The organism is Saccharothrix sp. NRRL B-16348, assembly GCF_001280085.1.
Classification (GTDB): domain Bacteria; phylum Actinomycetota; class Actinomycetes; order Mycobacteriales; family Pseudonocardiaceae; genus Actinosynnema.
The window spans coordinates 72,364-88,626 of sequence record NZ_LGED01000035.1; the positions used below are offsets into that span (position 1 = coordinate 72,364).

The 16,263-nt window shown below is 72.7% G+C and carries 17 protein-coding genes; 5 read left to right on the forward strand and 12 right to left on the reverse strand.

The genetic code is table 11. The features are described 5' to 3' along the window. Positions 1-8: 8 nt before the first annotated feature. Complete coding sequence (locus ADK67_RS06660) at positions 9-908, reverse strand: transketolase family protein (protein WP_053715495.1); 900 nt, start codon at positions 906-908, stop codon at positions 9-11. Next, on the reverse strand, positions 905-1,600 hold the full coding sequence (locus tag ADK67_RS06665; protein ID WP_053715496.1) for a transketolase: 696 nt from the start codon (positions 1,598-1,600) through the stop codon (positions 905-907). Before ADK67_RS06665 ends, ADK67_RS06660 begins: the two co-directional genes overlap by 4 nt. A 71-nt stretch (positions 1,601-1,671) precedes the next feature. Between ADK67_RS06665 and soxR the strand changes: the two genes are divergently transcribed. Together soxR and ADK67_RS06675 are read left to right on the forward strand one after the other, a co-directional pair. Continuing rightward, positions 1,672-2,115, forward strand: coding sequence for a redox-sensitive transcriptional activator SoxR (gene soxR, locus ADK67_RS06670; protein ID WP_442974112.1), 444 nt, complete (start codon positions 1,672-1,674; stop codon positions 2,113-2,115). 52 nt (positions 2,116-2,167) lie between these two features. Further along, the gene (locus tag ADK67_RS06675) at positions 2,168-2,683 is read left to right on the forward strand and encodes an RNA 2'-phosphotransferase (protein WP_053715560.1); all 516 of its coding nucleotides are present in this window, start codon (positions 2,168-2,170) and stop codon (positions 2,681-2,683) included. Here the strand turns inward: ADK67_RS06675 and ADK67_RS06680 are convergent. From ADK67_RS06680 to hisD, 5 genes are all read right to left on the reverse strand, one after another. After that, positions 2,655-3,245: a TetR/AcrR family transcriptional regulator gene (locus ADK67_RS06680; RefSeq protein ID WP_053715498.1), complete on the reverse strand. Its 591-nt coding sequence runs from the start codon at positions 3,243-3,245 to the stop codon at positions 2,655-2,657. The two genes, ADK67_RS06675 and ADK67_RS06680, sit on opposite strands and share 29 nt — an antisense overlap. 215 nt (positions 3,246-3,460) lie before the next feature. Next, positions 3,461-3,616, reverse strand: coding sequence for a hypothetical protein (locus tag ADK67_RS52250; RefSeq protein ID WP_197289314.1), 156 nt, complete (start codon positions 3,614-3,616; stop codon positions 3,461-3,463). After that, the gene (hisB, locus tag ADK67_RS06685) at positions 3,617-4,216 is read right to left on the reverse strand and encodes an imidazoleglycerol-phosphate dehydratase HisB (RefSeq protein WP_053715499.1); all 600 of its coding nucleotides are present in this window, start codon (positions 4,214-4,216) and stop codon (positions 3,617-3,619) included. Beyond that, complete coding sequence (locus ADK67_RS06690) at positions 4,213-5,316, reverse strand: histidinol-phosphate transaminase (protein ID WP_082403263.1); 1,104 nt, start codon at positions 5,314-5,316, stop codon at positions 4,213-4,215. Before ADK67_RS06690 ends, hisB begins: the two co-directional genes overlap by 4 nt. Beyond that, entirely contained in the window at positions 5,313-6,629 is a 1,317-nt protein-coding gene (gene hisD / locus ADK67_RS06695; protein ID WP_053715500.1) for a histidinol dehydrogenase, read from the reverse strand. The genes ADK67_RS06690 and hisD overlap by 4 nt, the downstream gene beginning before the upstream one ends. Positions 6,630-6,799: 170 nt before the next feature. Between hisD and ADK67_RS06700 the strand changes: the two genes are divergently transcribed. Next, positions 6,800-8,113, forward strand: coding sequence for a M14 family metallopeptidase (locus ADK67_RS06700; RefSeq protein WP_082403264.1), 1,314 nt, complete (start codon positions 6,800-6,802; stop codon positions 8,111-8,113). On the opposite strand, the gene ADK67_RS06705 is transcribed toward ADK67_RS06700, so the two are convergent. Together ADK67_RS06705 and ADK67_RS06710 are read right to left on the reverse strand one after the other, a co-directional pair. Further along, on the reverse strand, positions 8,094-9,224 hold the full coding sequence (locus tag ADK67_RS06705) for an aminotransferase class V-fold PLP-dependent enzyme (RefSeq protein WP_231648050.1): 1,131 nt from the start codon (positions 9,222-9,224) through the stop codon (positions 8,094-8,096). The genes ADK67_RS06700 and ADK67_RS06705 overlap by 20 nt on opposite strands. Positions 9,225-9,285: 61 nt before the next feature. Next, positions 9,286-10,830 (reverse strand): ABC transporter substrate-binding protein, encoded by a 1,545-nt coding sequence (locus ADK67_RS06710; protein ID WP_231648051.1) that lies wholly within the window; start codon positions 10,828-10,830, stop codon positions 9,286-9,288. Between the two features lie 29 nt (positions 10,831-10,859). On the opposite strand from ADK67_RS06710, the gene ADK67_RS06715 reads away from it, so the two are divergent. Beyond that, complete coding sequence (locus ADK67_RS06715) at positions 10,860-11,639, forward strand: carbon-nitrogen hydrolase family protein (protein WP_053715563.1); 780 nt, start codon at positions 10,860-10,862, stop codon at positions 11,637-11,639. Positions 11,640-11,751: 112 nt separating this feature from the next. Then, the gene (locus ADK67_RS06720) at positions 11,752-12,675 is read left to right on the forward strand and encodes a DUF2382 domain-containing protein (RefSeq protein ID WP_053715503.1); all 924 of its coding nucleotides are present in this window, start codon (positions 11,752-11,754) and stop codon (positions 12,673-12,675) included. Between the two features lie 59 nt (positions 12,676-12,734). Here ADK67_RS06720 and nadC read toward each other — a convergent pair whose 3' ends face one another. Genes nadC through nadA form a run of 3 tightly spaced genes read right to left on the reverse strand, consistent with a single transcriptional unit; the run spans position 12,735 to position 16,233 of the window. Beyond that, a complete protein-coding gene (nadC, locus tag ADK67_RS06725) occupies positions 12,735-13,598 on the reverse strand; it encodes a carboxylating nicotinate-nucleotide diphosphorylase (protein ID WP_053715504.1) in 864 nt (287 codons plus the stop codon). After that, complete coding sequence (locus ADK67_RS06730) at positions 13,595-15,217, reverse strand: L-aspartate oxidase (protein ID WP_053715505.1); 1,623 nt, start codon at positions 15,215-15,217, stop codon at positions 13,595-13,597. Before ADK67_RS06730 ends, nadC begins: the two co-directional genes overlap by 4 nt. Further along, on the reverse strand, positions 15,214-16,233 hold the full coding sequence (gene nadA, locus ADK67_RS06735; protein WP_053715506.1) for a quinolinate synthase NadA: 1,020 nt from the start codon (positions 16,231-16,233) through the stop codon (positions 15,214-15,216). The genes ADK67_RS06730 and nadA overlap by 4 nt, the downstream gene beginning before the upstream one ends. Positions 16,234-16,263: the final 30 nt, after the last annotated feature.

Consider the following 16,263-nt stretch of genomic DNA (forward strand, 5'->3'; position numbering starts at 1 on the left):
GGCAGAGATCATGCCGCAGCGGCCGGGTGGCCGAACATCCGACGCACGGCCGCGGCGACGCCGAGCACGTCGAGGTCGTGCGCCGAATCGTGGTCCTCGGCCGTGCCGTAGGCCCGCAGCTCGGAGTCCCGCCGCACGCCGAGCGACCGCAGCCGGTGCGGCACGTCGGCCAGCGCCTCGGCCGCCAGGTGCGCCGACGTGCCCTCCAGGTACGGCTCGACCAGCAGCACGTCGGCCCGGTCCGCCCGGCGCACCGCCGCTTGCAGCCCGGCCGCGTCGAACGGCCGCACGGTGGTCGCGTAGAGCACCGTCACGTCCGCGTCCCGGGTGGCCTCCAGCACGGTGTCGAGCATCGGCCCGACGGCCACCACCACGCCCTGCCTGCCGCGCCGCACCTCGGTGAACCCCTCGACCACCGGGTGCGGCGCCGCGTTCTGCCGCAGCGAGAGCCGGATGTAGACCCGGTCGTCGCGCTCCAGCGCGTCCCGCACGATCGGACCCACCTCGTCCGGGTGGCCCGGCACGCGCACCGTCCAGCCGGGCAGCGTGTCGAACAGCGCCACGTCACCCGGCGCCTGGTGCGTGCGGCCCCACACCGGGTCGTCGTAGGAACCGCCGATGCTGACCAGCACCCCGCCCAGGTCCTGGTGGCCGAAGTCCAGCTTGACCTGCTCGAACGGGCGCTCGACCAGGAACGGCGCGTAGGTGTGCACCACCGGCCGCAGGCCGCTCAACGCCAGCCCCGCGCCCACGCCGACCATGGCCTGCTCGCGGATGCCGACGTTGACCACCCGCTCGTTCGGCGTGAACGCGTCCCGCGAGATCTCCGCCAGCACGACCGCGACCCGCGGGTCGTGCCGCATCACGTCCTCGACGGTGTCCACGAACACCTCTCGCATCGACGTCATCGCCGCTCCCCCTTGCCGATCTCGGCCACCACGACCAGCGGACGGCCGGGGTGGTCCTGCGTGAACGCCTCGTGCAGCGCCTCGTGGTCCCGTCCGTCCACTGTGGACGTCTGCCAGCCCTCGACCTCGAACCGCTTCGCCACCCCGCCGGGCCAGCCGTGCGTGCCGGAAGCGTTGTCCACCACCACGGTCACCAGGCGGTCCAGGCCGAGCCGACCGGCCAGCGCGATCGCCTCGTGGTTGCTGCCCTCGTCCAGCTCCGCGTCGCCGACCAGCACGAACGTCCGCGCTCCCCGGCCCTGCAGGCGCAGGCCGAGCGCGGTGCCGACGGCGATCGGCAGGCCGTGCCCGAGCGAGCCGCTGCTGATCTCGACACCGTTCACCAGCACGCGGTCCGGGTGCTGGCCCAACGGCGAGTCCCACGCGGTCCACGTGTCCAGAGTGGACGGGTCGATGTACCCCTTCGCGGCCAGCACGGCGTAATACGCCATCGGGCCGTGCCCCTTCGACAGCAGGAACCGGTCGCGGTCCGGGTCGTCCACCCGGTCCGGTGACACGTCCAGCACCCGGTCGTAGAGCACCCACAGCACGTCCAGCGTGGACGCCGCCGCCCACTCGTGCTTCTCGTCCCCTGTCATCCGCCGGAACAACGCGGGGATGTCCGCGTAGCCCGACTTGTCCTTGACTGCCATGACTCCACGAAACAACTTCGACTTAGGTCGAGGTCAAGCCATAGGATGGGCACGTGAGCAAGTTGCCGGAGATGTTGACCATCGGTCAGGTGGCCGAACGCAGCGGCGTGCCGCACACCGCGTTGAGGTTCTACGAGGAAAGAGGGCTGATCACCTCCGAGCGCACGGCGGGCAACCAGCGCAGGTACCCGCGGCACGTGCTGCGGCGGCTGGCGTTCATCCGCACCGCGCAGCGGGTCGGGCTGTCGCTGGAGGACGTGCACGACGCGTTGGCGACCCTGCCGGACAACCGCACGCCGACCAAGACCGACTGGAGCAGGCTGTCGGCGAGCTGGCAGGTGGAGCTGGACGCCCGGATCGACGCGCTGCGGCGGCTGCGCGACCGGCTGACGTCGTGCATCGGGTGCGGGTGCCTGTCGCTGCGCAGCTGCTCCCTGCACAACTTCGACGACGAGCAGGCCGCCGACGGGCCCGGCGCGCCCAAGCTCAAGCCCGCCCTCGAAGGCGGCACGTGAAACCCGGTTGTGCCCGCGTGCTGCACTGGAAGTCGTGCAAGAGAAGAAGCAGATGGTCCGCTTGTCGAAGCGGATGTCCAAGGTCCTGCGCCACGAGCCGGAGCGGGTCGGGCTGACGCTCGACGCGGCCGGATGGGTGGACCTGGACGATTTCGTGCGCGCCCTGGGCGTGAGTCGGGCGCAGGTGCTGGAGGTGGTGGCGGACAACGACAAGCAGCGGTTCGCGATCGAGGACGGGCGCATCCGGGCCAACCAGGGGCACACCGTGGAGGTGTCGTTGGACCTGCCCGTCACCGAGCCGCCCGCCGAGCTGTACCACGGGACGGTGGGCCGGTCCCTGCCCGACATCTTCCGGTACGGGCTGCAGCCGATGGCGCGGCACGACGTGCACCTGTCCGCGACCGTGGAGACGGCCGTCCGGGTCGGGTCACGCCGGGGCAAGCCGGTGGTGCTGGTCGTCGACGCCGCGGCCATGGCCGCCGACGGCCACGAGTTCCGGGTGAGCGCCAACGGCGTGTGGCTGGCGGCCGCCGTGCCGCCTAACTACCTGAGAGAACACGTCTCGTGAGCCAGTCGAGGCCCGCGACCACCTCGTCCGGGCCGAGGCCGCGCACCTGTCTTTGGTACTGGTAGACCTCGGGGGCCAACGGCGCCATCAAGGCGTCCACCACGGCCGCCGGTGCGCCGTCCACGAGCGAGGCCACGTGCCGCCGCCAGAAGCCGTAGGCGCCCGCCCGGAACCGCGCCCGGCCCGTCTCCGCGCCGAGCACCAGGTGCAGGTGCCGTTCCAGCAGGCCGACCATGGTCCGGTAGAACGCGGCCAGCCGTTCGTCGGGCGACGCGCCCGGGCCCAGCGGCGGAGGGCCGGTGAGGATGCGGTCCTGGATCTCGGACTCGTGCTCGTCCAGCAGCGCCTGCGCGATGGACGTCGTGTCCGGATAACGCCGGTAGAGCGTCGCCCGGCCCACGCCCGCGGCCCGCGCGATGTCCTCCATCGTCACGCCGACCGCCCCGCCGGCGGCGGCGAACACCTCTTCCGCCGCGGCGAGCACGCGGGCCCGGTTGCGGGCGGCGTCAGCCCGTTCCCGAGGGCGACCGACGGTGATGGCGGCCTCAGCCGGTGACGACATGTGACCAACCATACGCAGACAGCCAAACCACCCGCGCCCGCCGTCCCGAACGTTCAACTCACGCGTTCCGAACGTAGGACTCTCGCGTTCTGAACGTAGGACACGCGCGACCTGAGTGTTCGACACGCGCGACGTGAAGGTTCGACACGCGCGCGTGTCCTACGTTCGGAACGCGCGTGTCCTACGTTCGGAACAGGTGAGTTGAACGCTCAGGCTCACAGGAGCCAGGTGATGGCGGCGCCCACGGCGACGACGGTCAGGACCAGCAGGACGATCGCCAGGCCCCGGGCCGTCTTCCACGTGCTGTAGACGCCGCCGCCCAGGAAGCCGGCCAGGGCGATCAGGCCGATGACCACGTATTCCTTCGGCATCTAGAGGACGCCCTTGGTCGACGGCACGCCGCCCACCCGCGGGTCCGGCTCGACGGCCGCCCGCAGCGCCCGCGCGATCGCCTTGAACTGCGCCTCGGCGATGTGGTGCGGGTCGCGCCCGTACTCCACCCGCACGTGCAGCGCGATGCCCGCGTGGAACGCCAGCGAGTCGAACACGTGCCGGTTCAGCACGAACGGGTAGTTCCCGCCGATGGTGAAGGTGTTGAACTGCTCCGGCTCGCCCACGTGCACGCAGTACGGCCGCCCCGACACGTCCACCGCCGCGTGCGCCAGCGTCTCGTCCATCGGGATCCACGCGTCGCCGAACCGGCGGATGCCCGCCTTGTCCCCCAACGCCTCCCGCAACGCCTGCCCGAGCACGATCGCCACGTCCTCCACGGTGTGGTGCGCGTCGATCTCCACGTCGCCGGTCGCCCGGACGACCAGGTCCAACGACCCGTGCACGCCCAGCGCGGTCAGCATGTGGTCGTAGAACGGCACGCCCGTGCTGATCTCGACCTGCCCGGTCCCGTCGAGGTCCACCTCGACGTGCACCGACGATTCCCTGGTGGTCCGCTCCACCTTGCCGACCCGGCTCACCGGCCAACCTCCTTGCTCGCCGCGAGGAACGCGTCGTTCTCCTCCGGAGTACCGACCGTCACCCGCAGATGTCCGACGATGCCGACGTCCCTGATCAGCACACCGCGTTCCAAATACGACCGCCACGTGGCGTGCGCGTCCTCGAACCACCCGAACAGCACGAAGTTCGCGTCGCTCGGCACCACCGAGAAGCCCAGGCCCGACAGCGAGTCCATCACCCGGTCGCGCTCGGCCGCCAGCTTGGCCACCGAGCCGAGCGTCTCCGCCGCGTGCCGCAACGACGCCCGCGCCGCCGCCTGCGTCAACGCCGACAGGTGGTACGGCAGCCGCACCAGCTGCAACGCGTCCACGACGGCGGGCGCGGCGGCGAGGTAGCCCAGCCGGCCGCCGGCGAAGGCGAACGCCTTGCTCATGGTCCGGCTGACGATCAGCTTCGCGGGGTAGTCGTCCAGCAGCTCGACCGCGCTGCGCCGCGACGAGAACTCCGCGTACGCCTCGTCCACCACGACCATGCCGGGCGCGGACTCGATCAGCACGCGCAGGTCGTCCACCGGCAGGCTCTGCCCGGTCGGGTTGTTCGGGCTGGTCACGAACACCACGTCGGGCGCGCGTTCGGCGACGATCTCGGCCGCCCGCGCCACGTCCAACGAGAAGTCGGCGCGGCGGGGCGTCGGCGCCCACTCCGTGCGGGTGCCCGCGGCGATGATCGGGTGCATCGAGTACGACGGCTCGAAGCCCAGCGCCGACCGGCCCGGCCCGCCGAACGCCTGGAGGATCTGCTGCAGCACCTCGTTCGACCCGTTCGCGGCCCACAGGTTCGCCGAGGTCAGCGGCACGCCCGTGGACGACGCCAGGTAGGCGGCCAGGTCCTCGCGCAACGCCACCGCGTCCCGGTCCGGGTAGCGGTGCAGCTCGCCGGCGATGGCCGCGACCTCCCGCACCACGTCCTGCACCAGGGCGGGCGTGGGCGGGTACGGGTTCTCGTTCGTGTTCAGCCGCACGGGCACGTCCAGCTGAGGCGCGCCGTACGGCGTACGTCCGCGCAGGTCGTCGCGCAGAGGCAGGTCGGTGAGTTCGACCCGGGACCCGATCGGCTTCACCGGCTGAACCTCGCCGTGACGGCCTGGCCGTGCGCGGGCAGGTCCTCGGCGTTCGCCAGCGCCACGACGTGCGGCGCGACCTCGCGCAACGCGTCCTCGCTGTAGTCGACCACGTGGATGCCGCGCAGGAACGTCTGCACCGACAGCCCCGACGAGTGCCGCGCGCACCCGGCGGTGGGCAGCACGTGGTTGGAGCCCGCGCAGTAGTCGCCCAGCGACACCGGCGAGTGCGGCCCGACGAAGATCGCGCCGGCCGCGCGCACGCGTGCGGCGACCTCGCGGGCGTCGGCCGTCTGGATCTCCAGGTGCTCGGCGGCGTACACGTCCACCACCCGCAGCCCGTCGTCGAGCGTGGCCACCAGCACGGTGCCGGACTGCTTGCCCTGCAACGCCGTGCGCACGCGTTCGCGGTGCTTGGTCGCGCCGGTCTGGCGCTCCAGCTCCCCGTCCACGGCGTCCGCCAGCTCCGGCGACGTGGTAACCAGCACGCTCGCGGCCAGCGGGTCGTGCTCGGCCTGGCTGATCAGGTCGGCGGCCACGTGCACCGGGTCGGCCGTGTCGTCGGCCAGGATCAGGATCTCGGTCGGCCCGGCCTCGGAGTCGATGCCGATGAGGCCGCGCAGCAGCCGCTTGGCCGCGGTCAGGTAGATGTTGCCGGGACCGGTCACCAGGTCGACCGGCTCAAGTGCCTGCCCGTCGGTGTCCGTGCCGCCGTACGCGAGCAGCGCGACGGCGAGCGCGCCGCCCACGGCCCACACCTCGGTCACGCCGAGGAGCGCCGCGGCGGCCAGGATCGCCGGGTGCGGCAGGCCGCCGAACTCCGCCTGCGGCGGCGAGCACACCACCAGCGACTCGACGCCCGCGATCTGCGCCGGCACCACGTTCATGACCACGGTGGACGGGTAGACGGCCAGGCCGCCGGGCGCGTACAGGCCTACCCGGGACACCGGCACCCAGCGCTCGGTCACCGTGCCGCCGGGCACCACCTGGGTGGTCGTGTCGACGCGGCGCTGGTCGGCGTGCACCTTGCGGACCCGCGCGATGGACTCCTCCAACGCCGCGCGCACGGCCGGGTCCAGCTCGGACAGCGCGCGCTCCAGCTCGGACGCGGGCACGCGGATCGACGACGGGCGCACCTTGTCGAACTTCTCGCCGTGCTCCAGCACGGCCTCGACGCCGCGTTCGCGCACGTCGTCCACGAGCGGGCGGACCTGATGCAGCACCGCGTCCACGTCGACCTCGGCGCGCGGCAGCGCGGCACGCAGTTCGGCGGGTGACGGGACACGACCTCGCAGGTCGATGCGGCTGAGCATGCCCTCAAGAGTAAGGCGTCGCCAATTCCGTCAACTGTCAGCCTGGGTCCTGAGTGGTGAACCCGACAAACGGGGGCTACCTCTATCCGTGACCGGGGGGCCACGCTGCGTGTGCACCCCTGTGGGTGTTCCGCATCTCCGTCGCAAACCCTGCTGATGATGGAGGCTTGATGTTCACCAAGCGGCGCGGCCTTGTGGCCGCCGCGCTGGTCGCGAGCGTGACCCTGGTGCTCCCCGCGCACCCCGGGTCGGCGCAACCGGCGACCGCGCAAACCCCCGAGCGGACCGTGTTCGAGGTCACCGCGACCTCGCCCGAGGCGCGGACCAAGGTCGCCCGGACCGGGGTCGACGTCCTCGGGCAGAACGGCGACACGCTCACCGTGATCGCCGAACCCCGCCAGCAGTGGCTGCTGCGCGCCACCGGTCTGCCGATGAAGAACGCCGGTGACGCGGACGCCCAGCTCGCGGGCCTGGGCAAGGCGGAGTTCGCCGACCCCCAGCTCGGCGCGCAGGACTTCCCGTCCGGCTACACCGGCTACCACAACTACGCCGAGATGGTCGCCGAGCTGAACCAGACCGTCCGGGACCACCCGAACCTCGTCACGCTGCGCAGCATCGGCAAGTCGTACCAGAACCGCGACCTGTGGATGATCAAGATCAGCGACAACCCGGCGTCCGACGAGTCCGAGCCCGAGGTGCTGTTCACCTGCAACCAGCACGCCCGTGAGCACCTGACCGTGGAGATGTGCCTGCACATCATCAAGCGGTACACGGACAACTACGCGTCCAACGCGGCCGTCAAGGGCGCGGTCGACAGCCGGGAGATCTGGGTCATCCCCAGCGTCAACCCGGACGGCGCCGAGTACGACATCGCGACCGGCTCGTTCCGGGCGTGGCGCAAGAACCGGCAGCCGAACTCCACCTCCACCGGCACCGACCCGAACCGCAACTGGGGCCACCAGTGGGGCTGCTGCGGCGGTTCCAGCGGCAGCGGGTCGAGCGAGACCTACCGCGGCCCGTCGGCGTTCTCCGCGCCGGAGACCGCCCGGGTCCGCGACTTCGTCGGCACGCGCGTGGTCGGCGGTGTGCAGCAGATCAAGTCGCACATCGACTGGCACACGTTCTCGGAGCTGATCCTCTGGCCGTACGGCTACACCTACAACGACACCGCCGCCGGCCTGGACGCCACCCAGGCCAACGTGTTCCAGACCATGGGCAGGCGGATGGCCTCGTTGAACGGCTACACGCCGCAGCAGGCCAGCGACCTCTACATCACCGACGGCAGCGTCGACGACTGGATGTGGGCCGCCCACGGCATCTGGAGCTACACGTTCGAGATGTACCCCAGGTCCGCGAGCGGCACCAGCGGCTTCTACCCGCGTGACACGGTGATCGCCGCGCAGACCTCGCGCAACGACACCGCGGTGCAGCTGTTCCTCGACTACTCCGACTGCGTCCCGCGCATCACCGGGCGCACCTGCTGACGGCCTCCACGGCCTGATCGACCTGCGCGGGCTCGACGAAGTAGTGGGGTGACGCCCTCACCACCTCGGCGAGCCCGCGCCGGGTCATGTCCAGCAGCGTCGACGACGCCCAGCTGACGGTGACCGTGACGCCCTCGCGGGCCAGCCGGTCGCGCACGTCGACCGCCGACACGCCGTCCACGGTGAACGTGACGATGCCCGCCTTGCGCACGCCCGGGTCGCGGACCGTCACGCCCGGCAGCGCGCCCAGCCCGTCCCGCAGCCGCCGCGCGCGTTCGCCGACCTCGCGTTCGATCACGTCCACGCCCTTGGCCAGCGCGTACCGCGCCGCCGCGATGAACCCGAGCCGGGCGGCGACGCTCGTCTCCCAGATCTCGTGGACCCGCGCGTCGTCCCGCAGCCGGATGTCGTCCGGCCCGACCCACTCGGCGCTGTGCAGGTCGACCAGCCGGGGGTGCAGGCGCTCGGCGGCCTCGCGGCGCACGACCAGCACACCGGTGCCGCGCGGGCCGCGCAGCCACTTGCGGCCGGTGCCCGCGATCAGGTCCACGCCCAGGTCGTCGGCGCGCACCGGCAGCTGACCGATCGACTGGCACGCGTCCAGCAGCACCAGCGCGCCCACCTCGTGCGCCGCGTCGGCGACCTCGCGCGCCGGGTTGACCAGCCCGCTGTTGGTCGGCACGTGCACCAGCGAGACCAGCTTCACCCGCTCGTCCAGCATGTCCTTCAACGCGTCCACGTCGATCTGCCCGAACGAGTCCGACGGCACCGCCTCCGCGACCGCGCCGACCTCCCGCGCCCGGCGCAGGATCGGGATCGCCGTGCCCGCGTACTCGGCCTCGCTGAACAGCACCCGGTCGCCGGCGGCCAGCGGCACGGCGTCGAACGCGGTCAGCCACGACCGGGTCGCGCTCTCGGTGAACGCGACCTCGTCCGGCGACGCGCCGAGCAGCTCGGCGAACACCCCGTACCCGGCCTCCAGGTCGTCCGCGCGCTCCTGCGCGGCGACGTACCCGCCGACCTCCACCTCGCGCCGCAGGTGGCCGATCACCTCGTCCAGCACCTCACGCGGTGGGAGGGAGGAACCGGCCGAGTCGAGGAAGATCGTCACTGCGTCCCCTTGGGTTCGTGGAATCCGCCACTATCGCCACCAGGATGCAACAGACGAAGGCCTAGCGGGGCGTCCATTTCTCCAGGTTCCACCACGGGCCCCACGACAGGGCGCCGTGCGCGTGCGGGTCCACGACCTCCTGGTAGCCGTTCCAGTTCTCCCGCACCACGTACGTGTGGCGCACCGACGCCAGCACCACCATGCCCGGCGAGGCCACGTACGCGCGCTGGAACTGCTTGTACGCCGCCGCGCGCTGCGCCGGGTCCAGCAGCGACCGCCCGGCGTCCAGCGCGGCGTCGACCTGCGGGTTCGAGTAGCCCCACGGGTTGGGGGTGTGCAGCGGCTGGTAGGTCATCAGGTCAGGGTCGAACGGGGTGCCACCGCCGTGCAGCAGCGCGTCCACGCCCAGCCTCGGCGTGAGGGCCTCCCAGCTCAGCCCGGCCAGCTGCACGTCGAGGCCGACCGCCTTGGCGTCCGCGGCGAACGCGGTGGCCAGGTCGGCGCGCACCACGTCGCCGATCGGGTACATCAGGGTGAACCGGGCGGCCACGCCGTCGCGCGCCCGCACGCCGTCCGCGCCGCGCACCCAGCCCGCCTGGTCCAGCAGCAGCTCGGCCAGCGCCTTGTCGTAGGCGAACCGGGCGCCGGTCTCCACGAACTCCGGCAGCGTGTCCGGCACCGGCGTGCTCACCACCGCGCCGTGGCCGCCGAGCAGGTTGTCCACCATGCCCTTGCGGTTGACCGCGTGGTTCAACGCCATCCGGATGGCGCTGTCACCCGTCACGGCGCCACCCGGCAGCGTGACGGCACGCAGGTCGGCGCTGCGGTGCGTGATCAGCCTCATGCCGTTGGCGTTGCTGAACGACGCGGCCAGCCGGGGCGGCAGCGCCGTGCCGTCGAACTCGCCCGCCTGCATCCGCTGGGCACGCGTGTTGTCGTCCGGCACGAACACCACGGTCAGCTTGCGGACCTTGGGCTCGCCGCCGAAGTAGGACGCGTTGGCCTCCAGCACCATCCGGTCGCCCTTGCGCCACTCCACCAGCTTGTACGGGCCCGTGCCGACGGGTCGCACGTCGCGCAGCGGCCCGCCGAGCGCCTCGCTGGGCAGGATGCCGAGCACCAGCGTGTGCGGGAACGCCGCCCACGGCCTGGCCAGCGTGAACCGGACCGTTCGGGGGTCCAGCTGCTCCACCCCGGCCAGCTCCGCGAACGCGGCCCGCTCGGTCGAGCCGGACGCCGGGTCGAGCAGCGCCCGGTAGGTCGCCACCACGTCCTCGGGCCCGAACGACGTGCCGTCGGTGAACTTCACGTCCTCGCGCAGCGCCACGGTCCAGCTCAGCCCGTCCGCGGCGGGTGTCGGGGCGTCCACCGCGAGCTGGGGCCGCACCGAGCCGTCCGCGCGGTGCTCCACCAGCCCGTCGTACAGCTTGGACACGCCCTCGCGGCCGTAGCCGAGCAGCGGGTTCAGCGTGGTCGGCTCCATCGGGTCGGCGAGCACGAGAGCGCTGTTGTCCGACGTGCCCTCGGCGCTCGGTGTCGTCGTGCCCGTGCACCCCGCAGCGGCGAGGAGGGCTGCGACGACGAGCACGGGGAGGAGGGAGCGCACGAGACCCGACACTACCTAGAGTGGGCCGCATGCGTGTCGCCCTCTGCCAGATCACCTCGTCCAGCGACCCGGCGGCCAACCTCGACCTGGTGCGCGCGGAAACCGCGCGCGCGGCGGCGGGCGGGGCGCGCGTGGTGGTGTTCCCGGAGGCCACGATGTGCCGGTTCGGCGTGCCCCTCGGCCCGGTGGCCGAGCCGTTGGACGGCCCGTGGGCGGGCGCCGTGCGGGACATCGCCGACGAGCACGGCGTGGTCGTCGTGGCGGGCATGTTCACGCCCTCGCCCGACGGTCGGGTGACGAACACCCTGCTGGTCACGGGCGGTGGCCACCACGTCGGCTACGACAAGATCCACCTGTTCGACGCGTTCGGGTTCACCGAGTCGCGCACGGTCGCGCCCGGCTCCGCGCCGGTGGCCGTCGAGGTCGACGGGGTCACGTTCGGCCTGGCCACCTGCTACGACGTGCGGTTCCCGGAGCTGTTCCGGGCCTTGGCCGACCGGGGCGCGACGGCCGTGCTGGTGTGCGCGTCGTGGGGCTCGGGGCCGGGCAAGCGCGAGCAGTGGGAGCTGCTGGTGCGCGCGCGTGCGCTGGACTGCACGTCGTGGGTGCTGGCGTGCGGCCAGGCCGATCCCCGGGTCGACCACGGCGGCGCGCCGACGGGTGTCGGCTACAGCACGGTCGCGTCGCCGCTGGGCGAGGTGGTCGAGCAGCTGGCCGGCGAGCCGGGGCTGATCCTGACCGAAGTGGACACCGAGAGTGTCACGCGGGCGAGGGATGCGTTGCCAGTCCTGGCGAATCGCCGACTCTGAATCTCTTTCGGGCGACCTTCCCTAACACGAACGGGTGGCAGCCGAATAGGTGGCCCTTCGAGCCGGGAAGCCCTTTGCGGGACGTAACACGACACGCGAAGGGGACCCGGCCATGATCAACCAGGCCGAAGTGGACCGCCTGTACGACTGCGAAGTGATCGACGAGCACGGTGAGCGCATCGGCACGGTCAAACAGGTGTGGCTCGATGATCGGGACGGGCGGCCGATGTGGGCCTCGGTGCACACCGGCCTGTTCGGTCTCAAGGAGTCGTTCGTGCCGATCCAGGACGCGACCATGGGCAAGGGCGTCGTCACGGTGCCCGTGGAGAAGCAGCAGGTCAAGGACGCGCCGCGGATCGACGTGTCCGACCAGCACATGTCCGACCGGCAGCAGGACGAGCTGTACGAGTACTACGGCATGATCCCGACGCACCGCACCGGCGACCACGACCGGCTGCCGAACCGCGGGCGCACCGAGACCAAGCCCATGCCCGCCGCCGGCCACACGTCCGGGCTGACCCGCGGCGAGATGCGCGGCGGCGGGATGCCCGGTGAGACGCGGCCCGAAGGACGCGGCACCATGCGCGGCCAGACCACCGCCGGTCAGGCCGCCGCGGGACAGCCCGCCACCGGGAAGCGCGGCCGCCACGAGGCGAGCACGGGCGACTCGGTCACCCGCTACGAGGAAGAGCTCGACGTCGGCACCCGCGAGGTCGAGGCCGGGCGGGTGCGCCTGGTCAAGCACACCGTGACCGAGCAGAAGGACATGACGGTGCCGGTGACGCACGAAGAGGTCCGCGTGGTGCGCGAGCCCGCCGAGGGCGCGCCGACCAGCCACGCGTTCACCGACGAGGAGGCCGAGGCCGAGGTCACCCTCCGCCGGCAGGAGCCCGTGGTGGAGAAGAAGACCCGGCCGGTGGAGAAGGTCCGGCTGGACAAGCAGACCGTCACCGAGCAGGAGCGCGTCCACGGTGAGGTCCGCAAGGAACGGGTGGACGTGGAGCGCGACGACCAGATCAAGCGGCGCGACTCCTGAACAGGGCGTGCCCGCGCCTGTGCCCCGGGTGCGGGCGCGTTCCCTCTTCCGTTCGACGACTACCGCAGGTCCAGCCCCAGGTCCAGCGCCGGGGCGGAGTGCGTGAGCCCGCCGACGGCCAGGTAGTCCACGCCCGTCTCGGCGTAGGCCCTGGCCACGTCCAGCGTGAGCCCGCCGGACGCCTCCAGCGCGACACCGCCCGCCCGCCGCACCGCCTCCGCGCACTCGGCGGCGGTGAAGTTGTCCAGCAGCACGAGTTCCGCGCCCTCGGCGACGGCCTCGTCCAACTGGTCGAGCGAGTCGACCTCGACCTCGCACGGCAGGTGCGGCGCGTGGGCGCGCACGGCGGCCAACGCCGCCCGCACCGAGCCCGCGGCCCGCACGTGGTTGTCCTTGATCAGCACCGCGTCGCCGAGGCCGAGCCGGTGGTTGACGCCGCCGCCGCAGCGCACCGCGTACTTCTCCAGCAGCCGCAGCCCCGGCAGGGTCTTGCGGGAGTCGCGCACGCGCGCCTTGGTGCCGGCGACCTCGTCCACCCAGGCGGCGGTCAGCGTGGCCACGCCGGACAGGTGGCACAGCAGGTTCAACGCGGTGCGCTCGGCGGTGAGCAGGCCGCGCACCGGGCCCCGCAGCACCAGCGCGGGCTCGCCCGGCACGGCCTTGTCGCCGTCCCGCCGCTCCTCCAGCACTTCCACGTCCGTGACCTGTCGGAACACCTCCAGCGCCACCGGGATGCCCGCGAGCACCCCGGCCGCGCGCGGCGTCAGCTCCGCCACGGCCACCGCGTCCGCGGGCACGGTCGCCTCGGTCGTCGCGTCCGCGCCGTACCGCAGGTCCTCCTCCAACGCCGTCGCGATCACGCGCCGCACGTCGTCCGGATCGAGCCCGATGCTCGACCCCGCAAGCAGGTCTTCGGTGCTCATGCCACTCCCCTCGCCACCACCGGATCGGCCAGCACCGGCTGACCGGACGGGTTGAGCCGGACCACCTGGCTCCGCTGCCACCGCGCGTCGTCCCGCTCGGTGAAGTCGGTCCGCACGTGGCAGCCGCGCGACTCCTCGCGCTCCGCCGCCGCCGCGATCAACGCCCGCGCCGCCACGGTGAGCGCCGCGTCCTCGACCAGTTGCCTGCCGTCCAACTTGCGGTCCACAGTGGACAGGTCGAGCACCGACCCGACCACGGCCAGGCCCTCGGCGTCACGGCCGATCGCCGCGTACCGGGACATGACGCGCTGCAACGAGTCCCGGTCGGCCACCGGCGCCGTCGGCAGCTCCACCGCGGCCGACGCCGACGGCTTGGCCAGCACGCCGAGCGCCAGGTCCGCCGCGACCGCCTCGGCCGCCCGCGTGCCGACGACCAGGCCTTCGAGCAGGCTGTTGGACGCCAGCCGGTTCGCGCCGTGCAGGCCCGTGCGGGCCACCTCGCCCGCCGCGTACAGGCCGGTCACGCCCGTTCGTCCGTCCACAGCGGACACCACGCCGCCGCACGCGAAGTGCGCCGCGGGCGCCACCGGGATGGGCTCGCCCGCCGGGTCGACCCCCGCCGCGAGGCAGGCCGCGTGCACGGTCGGGAACCGGCGCGCGAAGTCGGAGATGCCCGTGGCGTCGAGGAACACGTGGTCGTCCACGCCGCCGGGAGCGCCCGCCATGTGCCGGGTGATCGCCGCGGCCACCACGTCACGCGGTGCCAGGTCCTCCAGCGGGTGCACGCCGCGCATGACCCGCGCGCCGGTCGCGTCGACCAGCACCGCGCCCTCGCCGCGCACCGCCTCCGTGACCAGCGGGCAGCGGCCACGCGCGCCACGCCCGGTGTAGAGCACGGTCGGGTGGAACTGGACGAACTCGACGTCCGCCGCGAGCGCGCCCGCACGCAGCGCCAGCGCCAGGCCGTCGCCGGTGGCCACCTCCGGGTTGGACGTGGCCTGGTAGAGCTGGCCGAGGCCGCCGCTGGCCAGCAGCACGGCGGGCGCGCTGAGCACGCCGGGCACCCCGTTGCCGTCCAGCACCAGCAGGCCGCACACCTGGCCGAGCGGCGTGCGCACCGCGTCCACCGCGACGTGCTGCTCCAGCACCGGCACCCGCCCGTCGGACGCCGCCGCCAGCAACGCGCGCTCCACCTCCGCGCCGGTCGCGTCACCGCCCGCGTGCACCACCCGGAACGCGCTGTGCCCGCCCTCCCGCGTGCGGGCCAGCCCACCGGTCGGCGCGGCGTCGAACACCGCGCCCCGCTCGCGCAACCGCGCCACCGCGGCCGGGCCACCGGCGATGATCGCCTCGACCGCGGCCTCGTCGCACAGCCCGGCGCCGGCGACCAGCGTGTCGCGCACGTGCGCGTCGACCGTGTCGCCCTCGTCGTGCTCGCCGGGCAGCACGACGGCCACGCCGCCCTGCGCCCACCGGGTGTTGCCGTCCTCGCCTGCCGCCTTCGTCACGACCAGGACCCGGAGCCCCAGCTCACGCGCGCGCAGCGCCGCCGTCAGACCGGCCACCCCCGTGCCGACGACCAGCAGGTCGGCGCGGGCCTCCCACCGAGGTGTAGTCACTCGCCGCCGCCGGGCTGCCCGATCTCGATCATGCGCTGCACCGCGCCCTGGGCGCGGCGGGCCGTCTCCAGGTCCACGTGCACCTCGTCCTTGTTCTCCCGCAGGCCCCGCAGCAGGGCGGCCGGGGTGATCATCTTCATGTACCGGCACGACGCCCGGTCGTTCACCGCCCGGAAGTCGATCTCCGGCGCGGCCTTGCGCAGCTGGTGCAGCATGCCGATCTCGGTCGCCACCAGCACCGACTTCGCGCTGGTCCGCCGCGCGGCGGTGATCATGTCGCCGGTCGAGAGGATCTTCACCTTCTCCGCCGGGACGGTGCCCTCGCCCGCGAGGTAGAGCGCCGACGTGGCGCAGCCGCACTCCGGGTGGATGAACAGGTCGGCGTCCGGGTTCGCCGCCGCGCGCTCGGCCAGCTCCGGGCCGTTGATGCCCGCGTGGACGTGGCACTCGCCCGCCCAGATGTGCAGGTTCTCCCGGCCCGTCTCGCGCTTGACGTGCGCGCCGAGGAACTGGTCCGGCAGGAACAGCACCTCCCGGTCGGCCGGGATCGACTTCACCACGTCCACCGCGTTCGACGACGTGCAGCAGATGTCGGTCTCCGCCTTCACCTCGGCGGTGGTGTTGACGTAGGAGACGACGACCGCGCCGGGGTGCTCGGCCTTCCACTCGCGCAGCTGCTCGCCGGTGATCGAGTCGGCCAGCGAGCAGCCCGCCCGCTCGTCCGGGATCAGCACGGTCTTGTGCGGCGCGAGGATCTTGGCCGTCTCGGCCATGAAGTGCACGCCGCAGAACACGATGGTGGACGCGTCGCTCGCGGCCGCGATGCGGCTGAGCGCCAGCGAGTCACCGGTGTGGTGGGCGATGTCCTGGATCTCGGGCAGCTGGTAGTTGTGCGCCAGGATGACCGCGTCCCGCTCGCGCGCCAGCTCCAGCACCTCGTCCCGCCATGCGGCGTCCGGCGCGATCCCGTCGTAGGCGCCGTCCGAGGTTCGCTCCACGTAGGCGGTAGCGACCATGGGTTCCTCCCTTGAGCCAGGTTTTCGCCT